18 protein-coding genes and 1 pseudogene are annotated in these 22,967 nt (G+C 32.1%); all 19 read right to left on the bottom strand.

The genetic code is table 11. The features are described 5' to 3' along the window. Position 1: 1 nt before the first annotated feature. Positions 2 to 2,644, bottom strand: a complete 2,643-nt coding sequence (locus AC3II9_RS00255; RefSeq protein WP_489152483.1) for a CgeB family protein — start codon at positions 2,642 to 2,644, stop codon at positions 2 to 4. A 23-nt stretch (positions 2,645 to 2,667) separates the two neighbouring features. Continuing rightward, entirely contained in the window at positions 2,668 to 3,042 is a 375-nt protein-coding gene (locus AC3II9_RS00250) for a hypothetical protein (protein WP_489152481.1), read from the bottom strand. A gap of 158 nt (positions 3,043 to 3,200) precedes the next feature. Further along, positions 3,201 to 4,481 (bottom strand): glycosyltransferase, encoded by a 1,281-nt coding sequence (locus AC3II9_RS00245; protein ID WP_489152479.1) that lies wholly within the window; start codon positions 4,479 to 4,481, stop codon positions 3,201 to 3,203. Between the two features lies 1 nt (position 4,482). After that, the gene (locus tag AC3II9_RS00240; protein ID WP_489152477.1) at positions 4,483 to 5,751 is read right to left on the bottom strand and encodes a glycosyltransferase family 4 protein; all 1,269 of its coding nucleotides are present in this window, start codon (positions 5,749 to 5,751) and stop codon (positions 4,483 to 4,485) included. Positions 5,752 to 5,977: 226 nt separating this feature from the next. Beyond that, on the bottom strand, positions 5,978 to 6,763 hold the full coding sequence (locus AC3II9_RS00235) for a hypothetical protein (protein WP_489152475.1): 786 nt from the start codon (positions 6,761 to 6,763) through the stop codon (positions 5,978 to 5,980). Between the two features lie 91 nt (positions 6,764 to 6,854). Further along, the gene (locus AC3II9_RS00230) at positions 6,855 to 8,573 is read right to left on the bottom strand and encodes an S-layer homology domain-containing protein (RefSeq protein WP_489152474.1); all 1,719 of its coding nucleotides are present in this window, start codon (positions 8,571 to 8,573) and stop codon (positions 6,855 to 6,857) included. Between the two features lie 306 nt (positions 8,574 to 8,879). Continuing rightward, positions 8,880 to 9,864, bottom strand: a pseudogene (galE, locus tag AC3II9_RS00225) (UDP-glucose 4-epimerase GalE). Positions 9,865 to 9,975: 111 nt separating this feature from the next. After that, positions 9,976 to 10,773: a TIGR00282 family metallophosphoesterase gene (locus tag AC3II9_RS00220; RefSeq protein WP_489152472.1), complete on the bottom strand. Its 798-nt coding sequence runs from the start codon at positions 10,771 to 10,773 to the stop codon at positions 9,976 to 9,978. A 147-nt stretch (positions 10,774 to 10,920) separates the two neighbouring features. Beyond that, positions 10,921 to 11,925 carry a UDP-glucose 4-epimerase GalE gene (gene galE / locus AC3II9_RS00215; RefSeq protein ID WP_489152470.1) on the bottom strand — a complete coding sequence of 335 codons (1,005 nt, stop codon included), beginning with the start codon at positions 11,923 to 11,925 and terminating at the stop codon, positions 10,921 to 10,923. Positions 11,926 to 12,060: 135 nt separating this feature from the next. Beyond that, on the bottom strand, positions 12,061 to 12,777 hold the full coding sequence (locus AC3II9_RS00210) for a CpsD/CapB family tyrosine-protein kinase (RefSeq protein WP_489152469.1): 717 nt from the start codon (positions 12,775 to 12,777) through the stop codon (positions 12,061 to 12,063). Position 12,778: 1 nt separating this feature from the next. Next, positions 12,779 to 13,501 carry a YveK family protein gene (locus tag AC3II9_RS00205; protein WP_489152468.1) on the bottom strand — a complete coding sequence of 241 codons (723 nt, stop codon included), beginning with the start codon at positions 13,499 to 13,501 and terminating at the stop codon, positions 12,779 to 12,781. Between the two features lie 256 nt (positions 13,502 to 13,757). Beyond that, complete coding sequence (locus AC3II9_RS00200) at positions 13,758 to 15,050, bottom strand: glucose-6-phosphate isomerase (protein ID WP_489152466.1); 1,293 nt, start codon at positions 15,048 to 15,050, stop codon at positions 13,758 to 13,760. 253 nt (positions 15,051 to 15,303) lie between these two features. Beyond that, a complete protein-coding gene (locus AC3II9_RS00195; RefSeq protein ID WP_489152464.1) occupies positions 15,304 to 16,605 on the bottom strand; it encodes a flippase in 1,302 nt (433 codons plus the stop codon). 73 nt (positions 16,606 to 16,678) lie between these two features. Then, positions 16,679 to 17,605 (bottom strand): ATP-grasp fold amidoligase family protein, encoded by a 927-nt coding sequence (locus tag AC3II9_RS00190; RefSeq protein WP_489152463.1) that lies wholly within the window; start codon positions 17,603 to 17,605, stop codon positions 16,679 to 16,681. Positions 17,606 to 17,651: 46 nt separating this feature from the next. Then, entirely contained in the window at positions 17,652 to 18,566 is a 915-nt protein-coding gene (locus AC3II9_RS00185) for an ATP-grasp fold amidoligase family protein (RefSeq protein ID WP_489152461.1), read from the bottom strand. Positions 18,567 to 18,607: 41 nt separating this feature from the next. Next, positions 18,608 to 19,429, bottom strand: a complete 822-nt coding sequence (locus AC3II9_RS00180) for a glycosyltransferase family 2 protein (protein WP_489152459.1) — start codon at positions 19,427 to 19,429, stop codon at positions 18,608 to 18,610. 56 nt (positions 19,430 to 19,485) lie between these two features. Further along, positions 19,486 to 20,592 (bottom strand): EpsG family protein, encoded by a 1,107-nt coding sequence (locus tag AC3II9_RS00175; RefSeq protein ID WP_489152457.1) that lies wholly within the window; start codon positions 20,590 to 20,592, stop codon positions 19,486 to 19,488. 27 nt (positions 20,593 to 20,619) lie between these two features. Further along, on the bottom strand, positions 20,620 to 21,714 hold the full coding sequence (locus AC3II9_RS00170; RefSeq protein WP_489152455.1) for a glycosyltransferase: 1,095 nt from the start codon (positions 21,712 to 21,714) through the stop codon (positions 20,620 to 20,622). A gap of 531 nt (positions 21,715 to 22,245) precedes the next feature. Then, positions 22,246 to 22,908: a sugar transferase gene (locus AC3II9_RS00165; protein ID WP_489152760.1), complete on the bottom strand. Its 663-nt coding sequence runs from the start codon at positions 22,906 to 22,908 to the stop codon at positions 22,246 to 22,248. Positions 22,909 to 22,967: the final 59 nt, after the last annotated feature.

The raw sequence follows: 22,967 nt of genomic DNA, 5'->3' as shown, positions 1-22,967 counted from the left end.
ATTAAATCATTATCTGATCAGCTACTAAATTATTCATAGTTTCGCCTTGATAACTTTGAATAAAATTGAATTTGTCTGCTGAATATAATCTATAGCCCTTGCTAAATAAGCTCTCTAATTTATTATTTTCCATTAATTCAACAATTCGTTTGTTAGATATATTTAAAACTGGAGAAACTTTAATAATAGAATTTTCAAAGTATAACTGGCTAACATAAGTATGCATATTTCCATTTGTAATTAATGCTATTTCCCCTGAGCGATCACATTTATAATATGTTGCTTTTCCAACTATATCTGATTTTGCATATTTAAAAGCCAGAACTAAATCAGATAGATAATGAGGACCATAGTAATTTTTCACATTAAAATTACTAATAAATCCATGAACAAAATTATCTTTTATTGATTTAAAATCATCTAGAGTAAATAGTGATATTGATTCATTTAAATTTTCTAAATCATGTGCTAAATTATAATCCTTAACTAAAAGTATTAAATGTTTTTCACTATATGATTGTTGTTGGAACATATGACATACTTTTTTGGCTTCTACTTTATTTTCAACCATACTTAAAACTACTATTTTAGAATTCACATTTTCAAAAGTAAAACCTATCTTACTAAAAACAAATTTCAATCGTTCCTCATAAGTATGATCCGACATTACTTTTCTATAGCCTAGATGCGCTTTTACTTCATAAATCTCTTTATTTTTAAACAAGTCATTGAAAATGGATGCTAATTGCCCTTCTTCTTTGGCCATATATACTGTGTCGCCTAAAACATTTTCAATTCCTTTAGAAAAAGTACTCACTACAGGGGTATTACATGCTAAGCATTCAAACACTCTTCGTGAAAACATAGTTGGTGAATCAATTACACTATTAACATTTAAAGCGACTTTATATCCTTTATATGCTTTTACAATTTCGTGTCCTTTTAAATTTCCTACTACATATTTTCTTAAATAGTCAGGAAAATAAAATTCCTTTAGCTTTTTACCATAATTTCTATCAAATATCTCCAGTCCATATTTCCCTGCATTTTCTAATAACAAATTCATATCTTTCTGTCGTTCTAAATATTTATTTGCATAATAAGAACCAGCAAAGCAAGCTTTATCTTCTCGCTCAAATATTTCTATCGGATTATGAAGTATTGGTTGTGCTGCAAAAGGAAGTGCATAAACATGTTTATGTATTACATTTTTAATATAGTTTGCAATAGAATCTTCGTCCGTTGTAAAAATAAAATCAAAATTAACTGCAGTTTTTATAAATGAGTTGAAATGTACAGGATCCTCTTTATTCCAAAAAACTGTTGGAATGTCATGTTCTTTACACCACTTAACCAATTCTTGAAGCTGTAATGTATTTGTATCATTAATATAGGAAACTTTACGTGTCCATCTGCCATCATTCCCTTGCCAAGCAGATTCAACAAATAAAACATCAGGTCTTTCGAACTCAAAAATAGCTTTCCAATCATCTGGACCAAATTTAATTAAATCAACTTCAGGTTTAAGGCATTGCATAGTAAATTCATCGCAAATTGCTGCTACTTTCAACTCTTTCATGCTTTTAGGCTCATTTATACCTAATTTTTTTAATTTATCAAAAGGCACTCCATCTAATTCTTTTTTCTTTTCAATACAAATATTTTTAATTTCTGATTTTCCTATACCAGAAATCCTTATTGCAACTCTAAAGAACTTAACAGAACTTTTAAGCTTGATAACACGTGATTCATTCATTAAAACAGTCTCAATCTGCTCTTTTTTCCCGTCTTTTGTATAAAATATTAGATACAATTCAACTCTCTGTGTATCCTGTTTCTCCCCTTCAAAAGTTACTTTATACATAAAATCATTTTCTATCGTAAACTCTAGACTCTTAGGCTTTTTACTAAAATCAACGTTTTTTTCTAAATACGAAATATAAGCAAACTCTTTATTATTAAAATTAGAATTCAGTATTATTTGATTATTAGCTGTACTTACTGAACAACTTTTCTTCTTATTAAAAAACCAGTTATCTAAATTAGAAATATTAATATTCTTATATAGATTCCATTTATAATCTTGAATTTCAAAATTACTAGTCGACTCTTTTTGTGATGGGTTTAATTCATTTATATCAGATTTCAGTTTAAAAATTTGTATTGAGTTAATAGTACATACACCTTTACCGCTAACACGCATTGCTAAACGTACTTCTTCATTTTGGTTAATGTTAATAACATCATAATTATTCAATAAAATCGGTTTTATATTAAATCGTTTTTTATTTTTATATTGAATAATAAATAATTCAATTCGATTATTTGCATCTGTTTCACCTACAAAATTAACCAGATACTTTCCATTATTGAGGATTTTATGTTTTGGAGAATGAGAGAAATCGTTATTTAACTCAAGATATGAGATGTATATAAACTCTTTATCAAGTGCAGTAGTGTCTATTTGAAAACTTCCATCAAAATTTCTAATTTGAACAGTTGAATTCTCAACATACCAATTGTCACTGTTTAATTCAAACGAACTTTTTATCTTTTTCTCTTCTTTTTTTATTGTTTGTATTATAGATTTAAGCTGTGACTCTTTCTTATATTCGTTATAAATTGATAAAAATCGGTTTCTCATTGTTGTTCTCCTTATTTGAAAACTTACTTTCTATTTTTAAAAGACCAATATTTTAGAGTAATTTTCCCTAATTTAGAATTTGCTAAACTAGTATATTTCTTCTCCATAATACTTAAACGACTTTTTAATTCAGATATTTCAGCAAGTGCTTTATTATACTTACTTTTATATTCATTAATCATGTAATCGTTAGAACCTGTAGAAGTTAAAAGATTTTTCATCGTCTCCTCTTGATTTTTCATATCTTCAACTATAAACGTTAATATTTCAGTAAACTCAGCCTCCAACTCTTCTTTTTGTTTCACTAAAATATCAACCATATCTGTAGTATTTACTTGCATATTTCTTGTTCTAAAATCTCTAGCTTCCATATACTCGTGTTTTAATTGTCTTACCATCATTAAAATCTCCCTTTTTACATGTTATATATTTAAAATTAGATATTGTGTACAGTATTTATTGTGATTTTTATATCCCTGTTGTGTAAGAAGATTCTTTTATTAATTATTTGGTGAAAATCTATTAAACTCTTTTACTTCAAAACGTTATTGTCCCCTTAATAATTACGATATATTCTTAATAAGTTTGTTTTTTCAACTTCCCAATTATATTTCTGTCTCGCCTGAACAGTATTAGCACTAAACGAGTCTCGCTTCTTTTGATTTTCCGTTAGCTCATTCACCGCTCTCGCAATTTCAGCAGGATTATGGGAATCAATACAAATCCCTACATTCTCTCCTTCAACAACTCGCTGAATCTCTGGAAAACTACAAGCAACTACAGGAACACCGGCCATCATGTATTCAAATAATTTGTTCGATGAAGCTGAATAGTGGTTAAAGCAGACATTGTTTAAGATTTGGAAGCCTAAATATGCATTGGCTGTATAGGAAGGTAGATCTTTTAATGGTACTTTCGGGAGAAACTTCACTCGATTTTCTAGTTCCATTTCCCTTACCTTTTGGAGGAGCATTGGTTTGATTTTACCGTCACCTATTAATACAACCGTCCCTTCTTTAATATATGGAACTGCTTCGATTAGCTTGTCCAACCCACGTCCTGCTTGAATGCCACCTTGATAAAGTAAAATTTTTTCTTCCTTTGGCAACTTCAGCATATGATGTAGATCTATCTTATTTGCTGGCTGAATGTTCGTTATAAAAGGATAGTTATGAACGACATGCGGATAAAATCCATATCGTTCTTCGTTATATTTTGCACGTGTGTGATTTTCTACAATCATCGCGTCGATCTTCTTAATAAAATACTTTTCCATTAACCCATGGATAGGACCATAGCCCGTACGGCTAGTTTGAACTTCGTGCGAATCATAAATTAGTTTTTTACGTTTGAATCGCAGCTTAGCACAAACATACCCTTGTGGTAGGGTGTTTAAATCGTTGGCATGGTATATATCATAATGTTTGTGTCGACCTTTCATAATCATTCGCGCGACTATACAGGCATTAATAAACAGTTTTTTCAATTTCGATTTAAGTAAAGCAAATACACATAAAGATAATATCGCTGTCATCACTGGCAGTACATACATGAATCCTAACCAACATAAAAAAAGCAAGACAGCTAATGCTTTATTTCGTTTTACTACATTAAATAACTTTTGCATCAATAAAACCGTAACAGGATATCGACGTACCCTTGTTACTGTAAAACGCTCATTCATTTTCTCTTCAAACGGCATTGTCTTATCGTTGGGGTCATGGATACAAATTAAATCAACATTGTATCCAGCCTCTGACAACGCTGTACATTCTCGCATAACACGTGCATCATTCGTAAAATGATTCCACACGAACATACATATATTTTTTCTCATTTTAGTTAACCTTACTGTTAATATTTATAATCCCTTTTCCTTTTTCAGGAACCAAATTCTGTACTTGTTGAGTAGCTTTTTCATCCTCAATTGCATCGATTAATAGATTAATATTCGACTCCCATAAGAAATCGCTATGAATAATTCGTTTATTGTTTATAGCCATGTCATTGACAACATGTATATTTTCTTTCAGATAAACTATGTATTGCACAATTTCATTTACGTCTCTAGTTTCTGAGACATAACCAATTTGTTTGTTCTCGATTATCGATTTGATGTAGCCCGAAGCTCCAGCTACAATCGGCAAGCCGCAAGCGATATAATCAATCAACTTCCCAGGTAATACAGTGTCAAATACTTCTTCATCTTTTAAACCTAAGACGCCTACATGACTTTGTTTAATCAACTTTAGACATTGTTGTCTCGTCATCGTTTTGATAAAGTGAACGTTTGTTAGTTCATGCTCTTTAACAAAATGTTGTAACTCCCCTCTTTTCAATCCAAAACCTACTACATGTAAAGTGATCTCTTTTTCATGTAGCGCTTTTGAAAGACCTTTTAAAAAATCAACATCTTGCGCTAACCCAATATTGCCTGAGTATACAACTGTAAAATCTTGATTTTTCTCTTGGTCAAAAGTAAGTTCTTCTTCACGTATTGAATTAGGCATAAAATGAATAGGCGTGTCCTTCTTTAAATATTGTGAAATAGGCTTATAGAAACCTTTACTATTAATGACAATGGAATCTGCCCGGTTATAAAGATACTTTTCAATGATCTTAAAAAAACTTATAACCCACTTATAATTAAAAACACCGACACCTTTTAAAGAGTCTGGCCACAAATCTCGAACGTCCAGTATTAATTTAGCCTTATAACGAAATTTAGCTAAGACACCGACTAAACCTAAAAAAATAGGTGGGCTAGTCACAAACACTGTGTCATATTTATTTTTCGAAAATAAAATTAGCCAAATCATCCGCATCATCATTTCTAAATAATAAAGCAAGCGATTAAACATACTTTGTGTGTATTTACGATTAGTAATTTTCACTCGATAAATGCGTTCATCCTCATTGAGCTTGTGATCATGCCAAAAATCCTCATCTATGTACAGCTTTTTGTTAGGATATGACGCCTCCGTTGTCAACACATCAACATCATATTCACTACTCAAAAGTTGATAAATATTTTTAATCCGATTTCCCGCACTACCAATTTCAGGATAAAAATTTTGACTTATAATCAATATACTTTTTTTGGACATTCTTTAGCCCCTTTACTTATGACAATTGACGTTTGAATAATACTCCAAAGTATCATAATTATATCCTATCATTATCACACTGTTTTTTCATTACCTTATAGACTATTTCCGAGTAATTATTTTCTATTTTTTATACATTTCTATTTATTTTGTTTCATAGTTAATATTTCATAGTAATCTTTAAATATATTTTATTTGTAAGTAATTAAAACAAAGCAGATGTTTTTCATTTAATCATTGCTAAAGCTTTATCCATTAAATTTGAACGTAATTCTTCTTTTGTTTTTTCATACTCATCTCTAAAGCTTTGCGCTTCTGTTTGATCAAAGCCATTTGCCACAAGATCTGCCTCAACAATTGTCATTAGTTTTTCAAAGGTTACATCTGTAGAAGATTCGAGTGAATTAGCAGACCCTACATACTTTTTATAAAAATAGCCTGCGCTAATGCTTTCACCATTTGCTTTCTTCTCACTGTATTCTTTTTTAGCAGCAACAATTAAATTCCCAATCCTAGACTGTGCTTGTTTTTGTAACGCAAGCAGCGTCCCGTTATACTTTGCTTTAATTGAAGCGGCAGTTACTTTTTCTACTGTTTGAGCATTATTATTTTCTGTAATAATGGGTGAAGTTATTTTTTCTCCTGATTCTGTAGTAATAGAAATTTTATTATCTTCTACTTTTTCAACTTTCATATTTGCCTTATAAATAGCGTGAGTAATTTCTTTTCCTGAATTATCTGTTACAGATACAATGCTGTTATCTTTAACATTCAAAAATACATTATCTTCTACTTGAAGCTGTTCATTTTTTTCTTCAAGGATTTCACCATCACTCGTAATTACAACTTCAGTACCATCAGGTAAGAGCAGCGAGTAATCCTCCTTAACAATTTGATCGATTTTTTCATCTGCTATATCGAATGTTTTAAACTTAAATTCATATAGTACATAACTCCCGATACTCAGCACAATTACGCCTAAAAAAATCAATACCCATTTCAGTTTTTTCAATGCAATCAGCCCTACCCTTTTCCCTTTTATTTGAATTTGTTAGTGTCAATGAAATCCCCTAAAGTATTTTTACTTTAGGGGAAATCCATCACTATTTCATTTCAACTGTGTATGTTACACCACTAGCTGTAATGGTAATTTTATTGCTATACATATTTTTCAATTCTTTTACGTTCGAAACGACACCATTTACTTTATGTGCATCATCGATGAATTGATCTACATCGACAATTAACACATCTTTCTTAATATCTAGTGTTGTGTAATCGAAATAGTTACTACGATTGAACACCTTTGAATGTTTACCTGCAGCTACCTTCACTGAAGTAATTGTTAATAACTTGTCAATTTGATCTGCAGTTAAACCTTTTACTAAACTATTAAAGTTATAATTGCCTTGCTCACCAGCTAACAACGCACGAATCTCAGCACTTGTTAAATTATCTGCTTCTGGCTTAAATGTCATAATAATTTTGTTATTAGACGAATTGAACGTCACGTCTGCAACAGAAGCTACCTTACTCGCATAGTTTGTTACAAGATTATTAATCGCTGCATCTAAAGTCGCATCTAAAGTCGGTTGATTGCTTCCTGAAGAACCGTTACCAGCGTTACCTGAATCTGTCCCCCCATTTCCTTCATCCGTTCCAGTAATTACATCTTTAATATCAATGTCTACTTCTGCATGATTCGGAATTACATCCTCTAGTTTTACGTTTTCAGGTAAAGCTAAAGTTTGGATAGACACTTTCCCTAGAATCGTAATTTTAATCGCTTTATTCACTACTTGTAGTTTTTCAATTTTTGTATCTTTTAATGTTACTTCTGCATTTGCCTCTAATTTATTAACAGTAACGCCCTCTACTGTTAAACCTTTGGCTGCAACTACTAGCTCTGCTAAATTAAAGCCTGGAGCAGAAAACTTCGTATTTTCTTTAACTAATTTAATATAACGAACGCCTACTACCTTCCCTTTTTTTACAGCTACTGGCTGAAGTGAAGCTACTTTTGCATTTTCGTATTCAATATCTAATACAACAGATGAGTCTTCTAATGCCTTGGCGTTAGCATCATTAAATACCGCTGCCACTTCTTCTGCTACTTCAAAAGAACCATTTTCAGTGTTTAACAAACCATCCTTAATACTACCTACTACTGTAGAAACTACATTCGGCTTTTCTTCTTGTGCTTTTGCAGCTTCTTCTGCACGTACAACAAATGAAGCAAATTGACCACGCTTAACAGCTTGTAATGGTCCATATGTAGTAGCTGAAGTTCCAGTAGTTACTTCATTTGCATATAAAATTTCAATATAGTTAACAAAGCTTTGAGCACCCTTTAAATCTGTAAAAGGTGTCTCTTTAGAACCTGTTAATTCAAATGCTTCTACAAGAATTTTCGCCATTTGACCACGATTAATTGTTTCATATTGTCCATATGTGCCATCCGGGCGTCCTGAAATAATATCTTTAGCTTTCAATGCAGCAATTGCACCGTAGTATTCATCTGTCTTTTTAACATCTGAAAATCCTGGGTCTACAACATTTTTAGTATCTAACTCTAAAATATTGGCAATAATTTTCGCTGCTTGTCCACGTGTTAATGATTTGTTCACACCAAAAGTCCCATCAGCATACCCTTTCAAAATGTTGCGCTCTGCTAGTTGAATAATTGCAGCTGCATGCGTGTTTGAACTCGTTACATCAGAGAAGCTCACTGACGCTTCAGATTGTGTAGGTGCTACTACTACAATTCCACTAGCGGCAACTGCTGACGCGATTGCAATATTAAATGCTTTTGTTTTTTTCATATTGTTATCCTCCATTATTAAAAAATGTAAATGCAAATAGCAGTATACCATCATTATACATAAATGTTTAGTATTTTTTTGTTAATTCAAAAAATAAAACATTATATTTTACCTAAATATTTTTAAAATAAGTAATTTATTTCTTTAATAAACATAATTATTTCATACTAGGTTAATATTAAATTTAATGTAAATATTACTAATTACTAATATTTATTGCCAAATAAAAAAACGCCCCCACTTATCATGAGTTCGTTTTCATTGTTGATTTTTCAATAACTTATTTATTACGGTCTGTTTGAATTTTCATCGAATTAATATACCATACTTTTCAAAACGCCAAGCATCTCGACACATTTCTTTAATAGTGCGTTTCGCTTTCCAATTTAACTGTTTCTCCGCTTTGCTAGCATCGGCATACATAATAGCTAAGTCGCCAGGACGTCGCTCCACAATTTGATAAGGTACTTTTACGCCGTTCACTTCTTCAAACGCCTTTACTAGCTGTAAAACACTCGTTCCTTTACTTGTACCTAAATTATAAATACATACACCAGGCGCTAAATGTTCTAGCGCTGTAGCATGCCCTTCTGCTAAGTCCATTACATGAATATAGTCCCGTACACCGGTCCCATCTACAGTTGGGTAATCGCCCCCCAAAATATTTAAGATCGGCAACTCCCCTTTTGCCACCTTCGCTATATAGGGCATTAAATTATTTGGCACCCCATTAGCTGCTTCACCAATTAAGCCACTTTCATGCGCTCCAACTGGATTAAAATAACGCAATAAAGCGACACTAAACGCTGGATTTGCACGGGCTACATCGATTAAAATCTGCTCACACATCGCCTTTGTCTGACCGTAAGGATTGCTCGCTGGTAATAACGCATCACTTTCCATAAACGGTAGCAGACGAACTAAATATAAACTTGTTCACCTCATATTCCAGACAGTATTTTACTAAATGCAATGTACTATTTAAATTATTCATATAGTACTTTAAAGGATTGATAACAGATTCACCCACTGCTTTATAACCAGCAAAATGAATGACACCATCAAATGGATAGTCTTGAAACAATGCCCCTACTGCTTGTTCATCACATAAATCAATTTCATAAAACAACATATTTTCACCCGTCATTTTACGTAAGTTTTCTAATGTTTTACGCGTGCTATTGACTAAATTATCTACAATGACTAACTGTGCTTCAGGGAACCTCTCACGTAAGGAAATATACGTGTGAGAACCAATAAAACCATTGCCACCCGCAATCAGAATATTCAACTTCGCTCTCCTCGCTAAACACTTTACTTATATTTATGAAGAGGTCTTTTTATAAATGAACGTTTTATTCCATAATAAAAACGAGCCCTTATATGAGCTCGTTTACGAACATTACCCTTTAAACGGATAGTCTTCATTTATATAAATACGTTCTTGACGAATCGCTTTTCCTGTTTTATCGTCAATGTCAACAAAGAAGCCACTTAGCACATCGCGCCCCTTTTTCGGTACTTCGAATCGCGACGGCATATTCGTTTGGAATTTATAAATGACACTTTCCTTCGTCATCCCTAAAATTTCATCATAGGGTCCCGTCATCCCAACGTCCGTAATATAAGCCGTACCGCCTGGATAAATACGTGCATCTGCTGTTTGCACATGCGTATGTGTCCCAACGACTGCTGAAGCACGACCATCTAAATGCCAGCCAAGTGCAATTTTCTCTGACGTCGCCTCTGCATGAAAATCAACAAAAACAAGGGGTGATCTTTCATGTGCTTCTGCTACTAATTCATCTGCCATCGCAAACGGATCGTCATGCGGTGGCAAGAAAACACGGCCATGCAAATTAATTATACTAAGCGTCACACCATTTTTCTCGATTTGCACCATTCCACGACCAGGCGCATCCTTTGAAAAATTGGCTGGGCGAATTAAGTAATCCGCATCGTCGATAAACTCAAAAATATCTTTATTATCCCACGTATGGTTCCCCATCGTAATGATATCCACGCCCATTTGTAATAAATCATTGTAAATACTACGCGTTATACCGCGCCCTGCTGCTGCATTTTCGCCATTTGCAATGACTACATCGACAGCATATTTTTTCTTTAAACGCGGTAAGTATTTTGCTACTGCATCGCGCCCGATTGAACCGACGATATCGCCGATAAATAAAACCTTCATATATACGACCACACTTTCTATTATCTCACGCTTCATTTTATCATTGTCAAGATTCAGAACGCAAATTGAGCTTTTCCCCCTTCCCATAATACAAGCTAGCCAATCACCGTATAACGATGACAAATGACTACGTGTAAATATTTCATTTTAAGTGAGCGTATCATGTATTTCAAAGTTCCATGCATCTTTGCACATCTCTTCAATTGTACGTTTCGCTTTCCACTTCAACTCGCGTTCAGCCTTACTAGCATTCGCATAAATAGAAGCTATGTCTCCTGGGCGACGTTCAACAAGCTGATAAGGTACCTTAACTCCATTTACTTCTTCAAAAGCATGCACAAGTTGTAAAACACTCGTACCTCTTCCAGTACCTAAATTATAAATATGAACACCGGGTGTTACATGCTCAAGCGCCGCAACATGCCCTTCCGCTAGATCCATGACGTGAATATAATCACGTACACCTGTTCCATCTACAGTCGGATAATCTCTACCGAAAATATTTAACCTCATTAACTCTTTTTTCCCTACCTTCACAATATAGGGCATGAGATTATTAGGGATACCATTAGATATTTCACCAATTAAACCACTTTCATGGGCACCGACAGGATTAAAATAGCGCAATAAAGATACACCTAACTCAGGTGTTGCATAGGCCACATCCATTAAAATACGCTCACACATTGCCTTTGTCTCACCGTAAGGGCTACTCGTTCGTAATAAGGGCTGTGTTTCTCTAAATGGGCCCTCTCTTTCACCATAAACCGTAGCTGATGAACTAAATACAAAGCGCTTTACACGGTATTTCAAACAATATTTCACCAAATTTAATGTACTAACTACATTATTTTGATAATACTTTAATGGATTGCTTACAGACTCCCCAACTGCTTTATATCCAGCAAAGTGGATAACACTGTCTACTTGATACTGAAGAAATACTTTTTCTACTTCTTGTTCACAACAAATGTCTATTTGATGAAATACAATATCTTCTTGCATAATCTTTTTTAATCGCTCTAATAGTTTGAGGCTACTATTTACCAAATTGTCCACTATTACTAATCGAGCTTCAGGAAAACGTTCCCGTAAACAAACATATGTATGGGAACCAATATAACCCATACCACCTGCAATCAGAATGTTCAATCTTTCTCTCCTCAATAAAGTTTTAATTAATTTATCTGTAACAAAAAAGAAATAAGCCGCCAAGCTTTAAAAAATCAATCAGCGGGGGAGTGAGCTCCCCCACTGATTGAAACTTCACTTTATTATAGTCTCCTGTTACTCATCTATTCCATAATACTGATAATATGCCTTGTAACTTTTCGGCATTTTATAATTATTTAATACAACGCCTAAAATCTTTGCTTGTGATGTAACGAGAGCTGCTTTTGCTTTTAGGACGGCTTCTTTTTGAGCGACATTAGCATAAACAATTAATAAAGTGCCATCACACTTATTTGACAAAATTTGCGCATCTGATACAGATAATACAGGGGGTGCATCAAAAATAATTACATCATACACTTTTTTTAATTGCTCCATAACTGCTTCCAGTGTATTAGAGGATAGTAATTCTGCTGGGTTTGGAGGAATAGGTCCACTAGGTAATATTGACAGTCCCATAATAGAAGTTTCCTGAATCGTATCAAAAAGCATACTCTTTCTCGAAAGCACTGTGGATAAACCAGCTATATTAAATATTCCAAAAATATGATGTAAAGTAGGTCTACGCATATCTGCATCTACTATTAAAACTTTCTTGCCTTCTTGCGCAAACACAACACCTAGATTAGAACCATTCGTTGATTTCCCTTCTCCCGGAGTAGAGGAAGTTATTAATATAGTTTTTACCTCTTGATCTGGTAGAGCAAATGTAATATTTGTACGAATTGTACGAAATTGCTCAGATATGATAGATTGAGTATCTGAAACTGTTACGAGTTTTCGTTTCATCACCGATAACTTTTTTCTTCTGTTCCTTTTCAGACTAAACATGCTAATTCCCCCTAACTCCACGTGATTTATAAGAATGTTTCTTCTCTTTTTCTAGTGGAATTGAGCTTACTAATCCCATAATAGGTAACTGGATAATTTCTTCTACATCACGCTCATTTTTAATAGTAGTATCTAAAAATTCCAATAAAAATACCCAACCTATTCCAAATAGTAAGCTAACGATCCCTGCAATCGCTATATTAACTATTTTATTTGGTTTTATAGGTTTCGTATTTTCACTTAATTTCGCTACTGATAAAATATTTATATTATCGACATTCATCAGGGTCAGAATTTCCACTTGAAAAATGGCTGCTATTGTATTGGCGATGGTAACAGCTTGTTGTGGTTTGTAATCTTGTACGGTGATATTAACTACTTTCGAATCACTTTCATGTGATACTGAAACTTGACTTGCCAATTGATCATGATTGACATCTAAATTTAGTTCTTCGATGACCTTATTTAAAATAATAGGACTTGTAATAATGACATTATACGTGTTGATTAATTGTAGGTCCGTCTCCATTTGCGACCACGAATATTCTTGATTATTACTTTTTTGGTTTACTAAAATTTGCGCGCGCGCTTCATATATAGGCGTTATAACATAGAAACTAAGATAACCAGCAATGCCCATAGCAATCATCATAAAAACCATAATAAGTAAGAAACGCTTTTTTATAATTTTTATTATTTCTTTTAAGCTCATTGTTTCCTCCAATGTTATGTCCCCCTTGTGCCTTTTCTCCATAAAAGTAACAAACAGCACAGTTGATGATGATCGCCGCTCTTTTAGCACCATTAATTAAAGGTTATTTACCGGATTCTTTCCTTATAAACTTATGAACTAAACGATGTTCTTATTAATTTCATTAGAAGTACGTTCGTTAACTGCTTATGCTGTATGCGCCTCTTCTTCCATGAATGAACAAATAAATCCCTCTTCTTACCGGCCAACTGATTACGTTTTTACATTTCTATTTCCAAACATCCTTTGACTCCAACAAGGCCATCATGTGATTTTTATATGCTTCTACACCTGGTTGGTCAAAAGGATTAACTTGTAATAAATATGCACTCATCGCACATGCTTTCATAAAAAAATAGATTAGGTAGCCTAAATGATATGCATCAAGTCGGTCTAATTCAAATTGAATAACAGGTACGCCCCCCTCTGCATGCGCTATTGCAGTACCTTTTTTGGACAGAGCATTAATCTCATTAAAACTACGATTAACTAAATAATTAAGTTGGTCTTCATTCTTGTAATCAAAAGGAACATGATAATCCTCTACTATATCTTTAAAATGAAGTAATGTTTCAAAAAGAATTGGACGGCCTTCTTGTATATACTGACCAATAGCATGTAAATCTGTAGGGTAAATCCCCACAGTTGGAAATAACCCCTTTTTATCTTTTCCTTCACTTTCTCCAAATAATTGCTTCCACCATTCATTGAAATATGCAAGACAAGGTTCAAAAGAGGCAAGTAATTCAATGTGGTATCCTTTTTTATATAAAACATGTCGGATAACTGCATAACGATAAGCTTCGTTTCTCTCAAGGCTCTCTTCTTTTAAAAGTTTAGCCGCTTTTTTTGCCCCTTCTAGTAGTTGAAAAATATCTACACCAGCTACCGCTATTGGTAGCAAACCAACCGCTGTTAACACCGAATAACGGCCTCCAATACTTTCAGGAATCACAAATTGTCTATATCCTATACTCCCTGCCATTTTCTTCAACAAACCTTTTTTAGCACCTGTTGTTACAATGATTCTTTTTTCAGCATCCTCACCATAGCGTTTTTCAACATATCCTTTTAATACACGAAAGGCTAAAGCAGTCTCAAGTGTTGTGCCAGATTTTGAAATGACATTTACATAGATTTCTTTATTATTAAGGCTCGTTAATAGTTGCTGAATATAAGCGCCACTCATGTTTTGTCCTACATATACAACTTCAATACCTTGTGGATGAATACTAAAATACGGTGTCAACGCTTCTTGCACAGCTTTTGCACCTAAAAAAGATCCTCCTATGCCTACAACGACTAACACATCTGCCATCATTTTAATTTCATTTGCTATACATTGAATTGAACTCATCAAATCCTCATTATTTTCTAGAGGCGAATGAAGCCAACCTACTAATTCGCCTTCCGCTCCTTCCAAATATTTATGAATCGTAGCTACGATATGCGAATAATCTAACCAATTGATGTTTAATAACGATTCATTTAAGATTCGCGTGTGGAGTAATTGAGTGGACATGTTCCTTGTACCCCATTTCAAAATGTATTAAATGTAATAAACGGTCATCCGCCACTTTCAGTCATGGGTTTTACTATGGGAGAATCGGTTAAACGCATTAACCTTGCAAATAGGAAGTACTGCAGTGATCAGAAAAATGTGTAGATTCTTTTGCTGGAGAGCTATTTTTTTCAACAAAAACAATGTCACTCATTCCAGCAATATTACTATATTCCACGATTACATAACATACATAATAAGTTTGATACCTTTCTTATTTCACGCCTTTAAATAACAATGATTCGATAATTAATGTAAACAACAATCTTGTTTTTTTGAATAGCAAATTAGCCAAAAAAGTAGATACTACTTCCGCAAAAAGCGTAGCAATAGCTGCGCCGACGGCCCCATATTTAGGTATTAGTATTAAATTAAGGATAATATTCAAAAGAGATCCGATTCCTACGAAATACATTAAATACTTACCTAAGTTTTCTGAAGTTAGCCAAATGGCTTTAATGGTACCAATTAAAGAAAAAATCCGTGACCAAATTAGAATGATTAACACATGTATTGATTCTATAAATTGATTTCCATATATTAATAGAATAATCGGTTTAGCAAGAAGGGTAATGATAATTGATGCCCCTATACCAATCCAAATGATAGAACAATATAGCTGCTTATTTTTCTGAATATATGCATCTTCATCGTCTTTCTTAGAAGCCATAATAATGGGTCTTGCAGAGTTAATGAGCGCATTCGGTATAAACATCCACAAACTAGAAATAGACATTGCTGCAGAATAAATGCCAACAGTTATATTACCTGCCATTTGTCCCAGCATAATTTTATCGATTTGGGTGTACACCATAATCAACAGTCCAGCAATTAAAAAATGGTATCCTTGAAAGAGCAATTGTTTAGCTGCTTGAAATGAATAACGGAGTTTTGGTCCGTCAAATTGAATATAATAAATTAAAATAAATACGCTCATGACAATTGCCTCTAGCACAGTTGCAACAGCAAAATATGCTATTGATTTCTCAAAAAAAATGAGTGCTAAACGCCATGTAGAACCAATAGTAACAGCAATCGATTTGGCTATTACAATATACTTCGATTGTAAATTGGACTGAAACCAATATCCAATCGAATCAAATACAACAAATAAAAGCGAAACAGACTGAATCAAAGTAATTACTTGAATCGTTTTGTCATCTACATTTAAATATTTCACAATTAAAAATAGACCGAAAATAGAAATAATTGAAGAAACAAGACGCAAATAGATAGTTGTGCCGATCACTTTGCCGGTTTCTTCTCTATGTTTTATAATTTCATTTACAAGAATACTATCAATTCCTAGATTGCTGACTGTTGTAAAAATCATAATATACGCTAAACCATAATTAATTAATCCAAACCCTTCAGTACCAAGATATCGAGCCATCAGTGATGTGACAACTAATGATAATCCCAGTCTAAAAATTTGTTCAAACAATAACCAACATGTATTTCGCATAAATTTTGTTGCTAGTCTATCTCTAAATACTGTTAGTTGTACGATGTTCAACAACCCTTTTTAAAAATTTAATAGTCCTGTTTATTTAAAAATGATCAAAATTTTACTTCTCACTGTAAATCCCTTACTCCCCTTTAACATACATGGGCATCAACCTTTTAGAAAGATGATCGTTCCTTACAACTGTCAAATCTAATAGTTTTCCCATCTGAACATCCGCATCATCTATAAAGTAGTTATCTAAACAAGCAGTAGGTGTAAAAGTAAGTTCGCCAAAATATACTTCGTTCTGACATAAATATAAGTCAACTCTTACATAGGAAAATTCTTTACTTAATTCTTCGGAAATTTCCAACATACTATCCATTTTTCCGGGCTTATTTATTCTTTCATTCACATTAACACAACAGCTATAATAAGGTAATATTTCCCAATTTAAATTAAACATCCAATGTATTTGTTCAGAGGTTCCACGATTTAATACAACCTCGATAATCTGTGGTTCTCCATGGAAGCAATGGATTTTATAATCTACTGGTAATGTACTATTTAATTCATCCCCTAAAAATTTTTCTACAATAATTCTTCGTTTAATTTTAGAATAGTGCATTTCTGCAGCGAACAGGGCATAATCAGCTTTCATCCACTTCTTCAATTTTAATATAGTCTGTTCTACATCCAATGTCTCTTTATTAGGGCAAATAATATTAAATCCCGAACCATGTGTACATTTCATCACAAAACTATGAGGCAGTTCTTCAAAATTAATTTCCTCAACACTGTCATACACCCTATATAGATTGATTAAATTTTGAGAATAGCCTGCCTCCCTAACATAATCCCGTACTAAATATTTATCCGCACATTTTATCTTTAACGAATCATCTTCATATAATTTTAACCACATTAACTTTTCATTAAATGTACGTGGCTTCTTTAAATTCAATCTTCTTCTGAAAGTTTTAAAGAATAGTAATTTACTAGCTATTAATGGAGAAATTTTTATTAACAATGAAAAGCAGGCTCTTAAACTACTCTTTATTAAGAACATTTTTATACCTCACAAAAGGACTTTTCCTCGCTAACGCTATTTCACTTTATCCTCCTTGCATCAGTGTCCGAGATGAAGAACCTTTATTTAGGGCTGTCAAATCTAATAATTCCCCTAGTCTATAGTCTGTATCATGAATTAAATCCCTGTGTAAACAGGCATCAGGTGTGAAGGTAAGTTCACCAAAATATATTTGAGTACCCAAAAAGTATAAATCAACTCTTACATAGGTGAATTTTTCACTTAACACCCTTGAAATGCTCAACATTTTATTCAATTGCTTAGGCTTATCAACTATTTTGGGGATATTTATGCTATCTTCATTGTAAGGTAACACATCCCAATATTGATTCAACATAAGATGTTTTTGTTCAGAAGTTCCACGATTTAATACAACCTCAATAATCCGTGGGTTTCCGTGAAAACAATGAATTTTATAATCTACTGGTAATGTACTACTCAACTCATCTCCTAAAAATTTTTCAACAATGATTCTTGGCTTAATTTTCGAATAGTGTGTTTCTGCAGCGAAAAGAGCATAATTGGCATTCATCCATTTTTTTAATCTTAATATAGTCTGTTTTTGATCTAAGTTCTCTTTGTTAGGGCAGATAATATTAAACCCCGACCCATGTGTACATTTCATGACAAAACTATTCGGCAATTCGCCAAAATCGATTTCCTCAACATGGTTATATACTTTATACAAACCGATTAAAATATTGGAATATCCTACTTGACTAACATAGTCTCTAACTAAATACTTATCAGTACACCGCGTTTTTAGAAAATCATCTTCATATAACTTTAGCCACATCAATTTTTCATTAAATGTTTGAGGTTTTTTCAAGTTAAGTCTCTTTCGAAAAGTTTTATAATAAAGTGCTTTACTCGCTAGAACAGGTGAAATTTTTACTAATAGCGAAAAAAATAATCTTAAAACCTTTTTTAAACTAGACATTTTAATTCCCCTTATTCCTCTAGCTAAAATTTTGAATGCCCCTAATTAAACTTTACATACACTTTTTTTATCAAATAACGCACATATTGAGGTAATAATCCATAAAAAATGCTAATTTCAGCAAAAAATTTACATTTAATGGGGAAGGAGGACTTTTTTATATAGTGCTTTTTTAGATTTCTAGTGTCTACTAAGTACCTTAATCTTTTTTTATTTTCAAATGTTTGGTTATAATGAATCCTTTTGGAAGTTAGCACATAAGGTAATTTATAAATTTTTTCTCCATTATCCACCAATCTAAGCCATAAATCATAATCTAAGAGGGATTGTCTCCTTTCATTATATCCTCCAAATTCCTCAAGATTCTTTTTTCTAATAAATAAGGAACTATGATTAATAGAATTTCTTTTTAATAAGGATACATAGTCAATTTCTTTTACCTTTACGCTACTTAATTCCGTTTGTTCTACATTAGGCCATTTAGGCTTTCCATTACCATTTATAAAATAAGAATCACAGATTAAACAAGAAATTTCTTTCTTTTCCTCTAATAATTTCAGCTGTATTTCTAATCGTCGAGGATGAGAGGGATCGTCTGCATCAATATTCGCTATATATTCACCACTTGATTTTTGAATAGCCAAATTTAATGCTTTAGCTCTTCCTACACCTTCAGTTTTTATAACCTTAACCCTACAATCCATTCTTGCAAAACCTTCTAATAGTGCCAATGTTGAATCACTTGAACCATCATCAATGATTATAAATTCCCAATAAGGGATTGTTTGATTTATAATGCTATTTACAGTATCTGATATTACCTCCTCGCCATTTTTCACAGTGCAAATTACAGATATTTTCACCATAGATTCACCCTCAATGTTAATAATCTAGAATTTATTCACCTTTTTATATAATTTTAGAAAAAGCTATATGGTACTATCCCCTGGTTGTTACTATATAATCTTAAAGCATAATAAAATCCCCAAAACAAAATGATTATTGTTAACATCATTATTCCTCTATATTTTTTAGATTCATTTAACAGTTGATGAATATAAAAAGAATAAAAATATATATTGAATACAGAAAGATATAATTGAAGCCGATCAATAGCTTCAATCCCTGATAATGAATAGAGTGCTAAATTAATAACAACAATATTAGAAATTAAAAAATAAAATGGTTTATTATTAATATTGTTATTAGAATAAAAGTATGAAACAATAACAATTATCATTTGAATAATTACAGGAATTAACTGGATAAACCCTTTTTCTTTATTCATTTGAAAAAAGAAATTTAAATTATTCTCATACTTATCTCCATAAAAATCTGAATATTCAATCATTATTTCACCGATTATATTTTTAAAATACGGTATAAAGTATAAAATAATTGTGACTATAAATAGTGGTATTACTAATTTGAGATTTATTCGTTTATGAGGAATTAATAAGAAGCATAATAAAAATATTGCACTTTTGTGAAATAATATAGCTACCAAAATTAACGCAATAAATTTGAGTTTGTCCTTTTTGTTAGATATTAGATAATGTATAGAATAAAAAATCAGCGCTACTGCTACAATTTGTCGAATTTGATTAAAGCTTGTGTAATACGTAAATGTTAAAATAAAAAATAATAGTCCTATTAAATAATTTGGACAATGCTTTTTTATTCCTTGAAAAATAAAAAGTAAAAAAATAGCATAAACAAAAAATTGAAACAGAAAATAATTATTAAACTTCCGTGCTACTTCATAAAAGAAATATATGGCTGGTTCCATTCCATGATAAGATTTATTTATAAAAAATGCATAATACATTAAACTATCAGTACCTACTGATGTTCCTTTAGATATACCTAATAGTAAGAATAATATAAACCACACAACTAAGATAATCGTATCAGGTTTCGAATTATACCTTTCTATTATCCCAGCCCTTAGATCTGTTATAATGAGTAATCTTTGGATAATTAAACCATAAAAGACTGAGAGCGGAAGCAATATATATATCCACATATCGTTCTCCTTAACTAAGAACTGATCTTAAGACTTTACATATAATTTTTCTGTATTTTTCAACATCATGTCTATACTAAAATTTTCTTTAAATAATTCATAAGAATTCATAGATAAATAAGCCTTTTTTTTCTTATCATTATATACAGTGTTTACAAAGTTACACACCGTATTAAAATCATCTAGTTTGTATAATAGCCCATTCATTTCATTTTTAATTAAATCCTGGTGCCCGACATTATCGCTTAATAATAGAGGAATTCCATATGACATGGCCTCTATTACTGCGAAAGGTAAGCCCTCATAATAGGATGTAGAAAAGTATAAATCAGCTTGAGATAATAATGAATTTTTATAATTTATATGTCCTATAAATTTAATATGACTCTCCAACCCAAGCTCTTTTATTTCAATCCTTATTTTATCAAGATATTTGCCATTACCTGCCCATATAAATTGCGTATTTGGATTTCTCTCAATAATATATTTTGCAAATTCTAAAAATGAAGATGGATTCTTTTGCTCCTCTACACGAGCCAAATTAATAATCGTGAATTTTCTATTATTTATTTTTTTGTATTTAGCAGGTTCATTTACCCCATTAAATATAACGATAGATTTTTGTTTGTCAATTAATTTACTTTGAATTGCTGCCTTTTCTTCACTTTTAGATACATGTATAACTTTTACACATATATTGTTAATTTCCCTTTCAATATACCTAATTATTTTTTTTTTAAATTTCCCCATAGGTTTAAATGAATAATATCCATGCGGTGTATAAATAAATTTAATCTTAGAATTATAAAATTTTTTATATAAATAAATTAATACGCCTGAAAGTGTACTATTTGCATGTATAACTTGTATTTGATCCTCCTTTACGACTTTATCAATCGTTTTTAATGCTTTTATTATTTTTATAAATGACTTACCAAAAGATAAATAATCTTCAATAATATATTCTTCACTTATATTTGAATTGATACTTATTAACCTTTTAGAACTTACAAGAATCTTCAAATTCACATTCTTTAATTTTTCTTTATTTGTAGCTAATGCGTCAATATAAGTTTTAACCCCCCCACCATATGCTTCACATATTAGTAGTATATTTTTCAAAAAACCCCTCCGTTATTCTTACTACCTATAAAATAGGTCTTCGACAAAATTCGAGATTGAAACCTAGCAAATAGACGTACATATAGAGTGAACCTCCCTCAGTAGGCTAGCAGGATCTTAGGGGCAACAACCACGTGATGATTTTATCCTTCGTTCCTTTATTGCTTTTCCTACTGTTACAATTACTCGTCACAAAGAACATCCGTTAGAGTCGCCCCACTCCGCGTACTGAAAATCATTCATTTGCAAAAAACAATCCCATGTTACGGTTATAAGCAATTTATATACAATTATTGCTGAACAGTATGCTCAATAAACGGTAGAATTATCGATTATAGAAAATCTTATTTTATTTATATATTAATTTACATTTCTACAAAAGCATTTACACTAGCCACACATTTCGCATAAGATCTCTCAGCAAGGCTCGTCGCCCCATTCTACATGCTCATACGTTGCTACAAGCTCAAACGCAAACGTAAACGTCATTAGCTTTTATACATCATAAACTGAACTTATAATAGACGGCATTTAATATGCCCCTTTTTTCAAAAAGACAACGATTATCGTTCTGAATAAAATTTTCATATCCATAAATAAAGATTGATTATATACATAGTAAAGCTCTAGATTGACTCGTTCTGGATAGCCCACTTCACTTCTCCCGTTGATTTGCCAATAACCTGTAATACCTGGTTTAACTGAGAGAAAGTCATCTTTTTTATATTTGTATTCATTTAATTCTTCCTCTACAATCGGTCTTGGACCAACTATGCTCATTTCTCCTCTAAGCACATTTATTAATTGAGGAAGCTCATCTAAACTAGTTTTTCTCAAAAATCTACCTAGATTTGTAATTCTAGGGTCTTCATTCTGTTCAAGCTTATAATTATTTTTCACATATTTATCGTAAAGCAATTTATTGTTTCTCAGTTTCTCATCTGCATTAATAATCATTGATCTAAATTTATAAATGTAAAATAACTTTCCGTTTTTTCCATACCTCTGCTGTTTAAAAAGTAACGGTCCCTTTGATTCTCCAAACAAATAAAATATTACAATCACTATAAAAACTGGTATTGCTAGTATTAATCCTAAAACAGCAAAAATAAGATCGATACAACGCTTTATAAATAAATAACCCTTTGATACATTTTTCCTTCTGTATACACTGGTGGATAGTCCAGAATCCATTACATTTGACATTACAGGCGGTGAATCATAGATTTCTTTAGACATAGTTTCGATTCACC

Source organism: Lysinibacillus sp. RU7 (genome assembly GCF_057837305.1).
This window is presented reverse-complemented; position numbering and strand designations above follow the sequence as displayed.

Coding starts and splice junctions, on each gene's coding strand:
- AC3II9_RS00175 (WP_489152457.1), bottom strand. CDS start 20,592: ATGTGGATATATATATTGCTTCCGCTCTCAGTCTTTTATGGTTTAATT.
- AC3II9_RS00240 (WP_489152477.1), bottom strand. CDS start 5,751: ATGTCCAAAAAAAGTATATTGATTATAAGTCAAAATTTTTATCCTGAA.
- AC3II9_RS00245 (WP_489152479.1), bottom strand. CDS start 4,481: ATGAGAAAAAATATATGTATGTTCGTGTGGAATCATTTTACGAATGAT.
- AC3II9_RS00250 (WP_489152481.1), bottom strand. CDS start 3,042: ATGGTAAGACAATTAAAACACGAGTATATGGAAGCTAGAGATTTTAGA.
- AC3II9_RS00210 (WP_489152469.1), bottom strand. CDS start 12,777: ATGTTTAGTCTGAAAAGGAACAGAAGAAAAAAGTTATCGGTGATGAAA.
- AC3II9_RS00190 (WP_489152463.1), bottom strand. CDS start 17,605: ATGTTCTTAATAAAGAGTAGTTTAAGAGCCTGCTTTTCATTGTTAATA.
- AC3II9_RS00200 (WP_489152466.1), bottom strand. CDS start 15,050: ATGTCCACTCAATTACTCCACACGCGAATCTTAAATGAATCGTTATTA.
- AC3II9_RS00165 (WP_489152760.1), bottom strand. CDS start 22,908: ATGGATTCTGGACTATCCACCAGTGTATACAGAAGGAAAAATGTATCA.
- AC3II9_RS00185 (WP_489152461.1), bottom strand. CDS start 18,566: ATGTCTAGTTTAAAAAAGGTTTTAAGATTATTTTTTTCGCTATTAGTA.
- AC3II9_RS00230 (WP_489152474.1), bottom strand. CDS start 8,573: ATGAAAAAAACAAAAGCATTTAATATTGCAATCGCGTCAGCAGTTGCC.
- AC3II9_RS00220 (WP_489152472.1), bottom strand. CDS start 10,773: ATGAAGGTTTTATTTATCGGCGATATCGTCGGTTCAATCGGGCGCGAT.
- AC3II9_RS00255 (WP_489152483.1), bottom strand. CDS start 2,644: ATGAGAAACCGATTTTTATCAATTTATAACGAATATAAGAAAGAGTCA.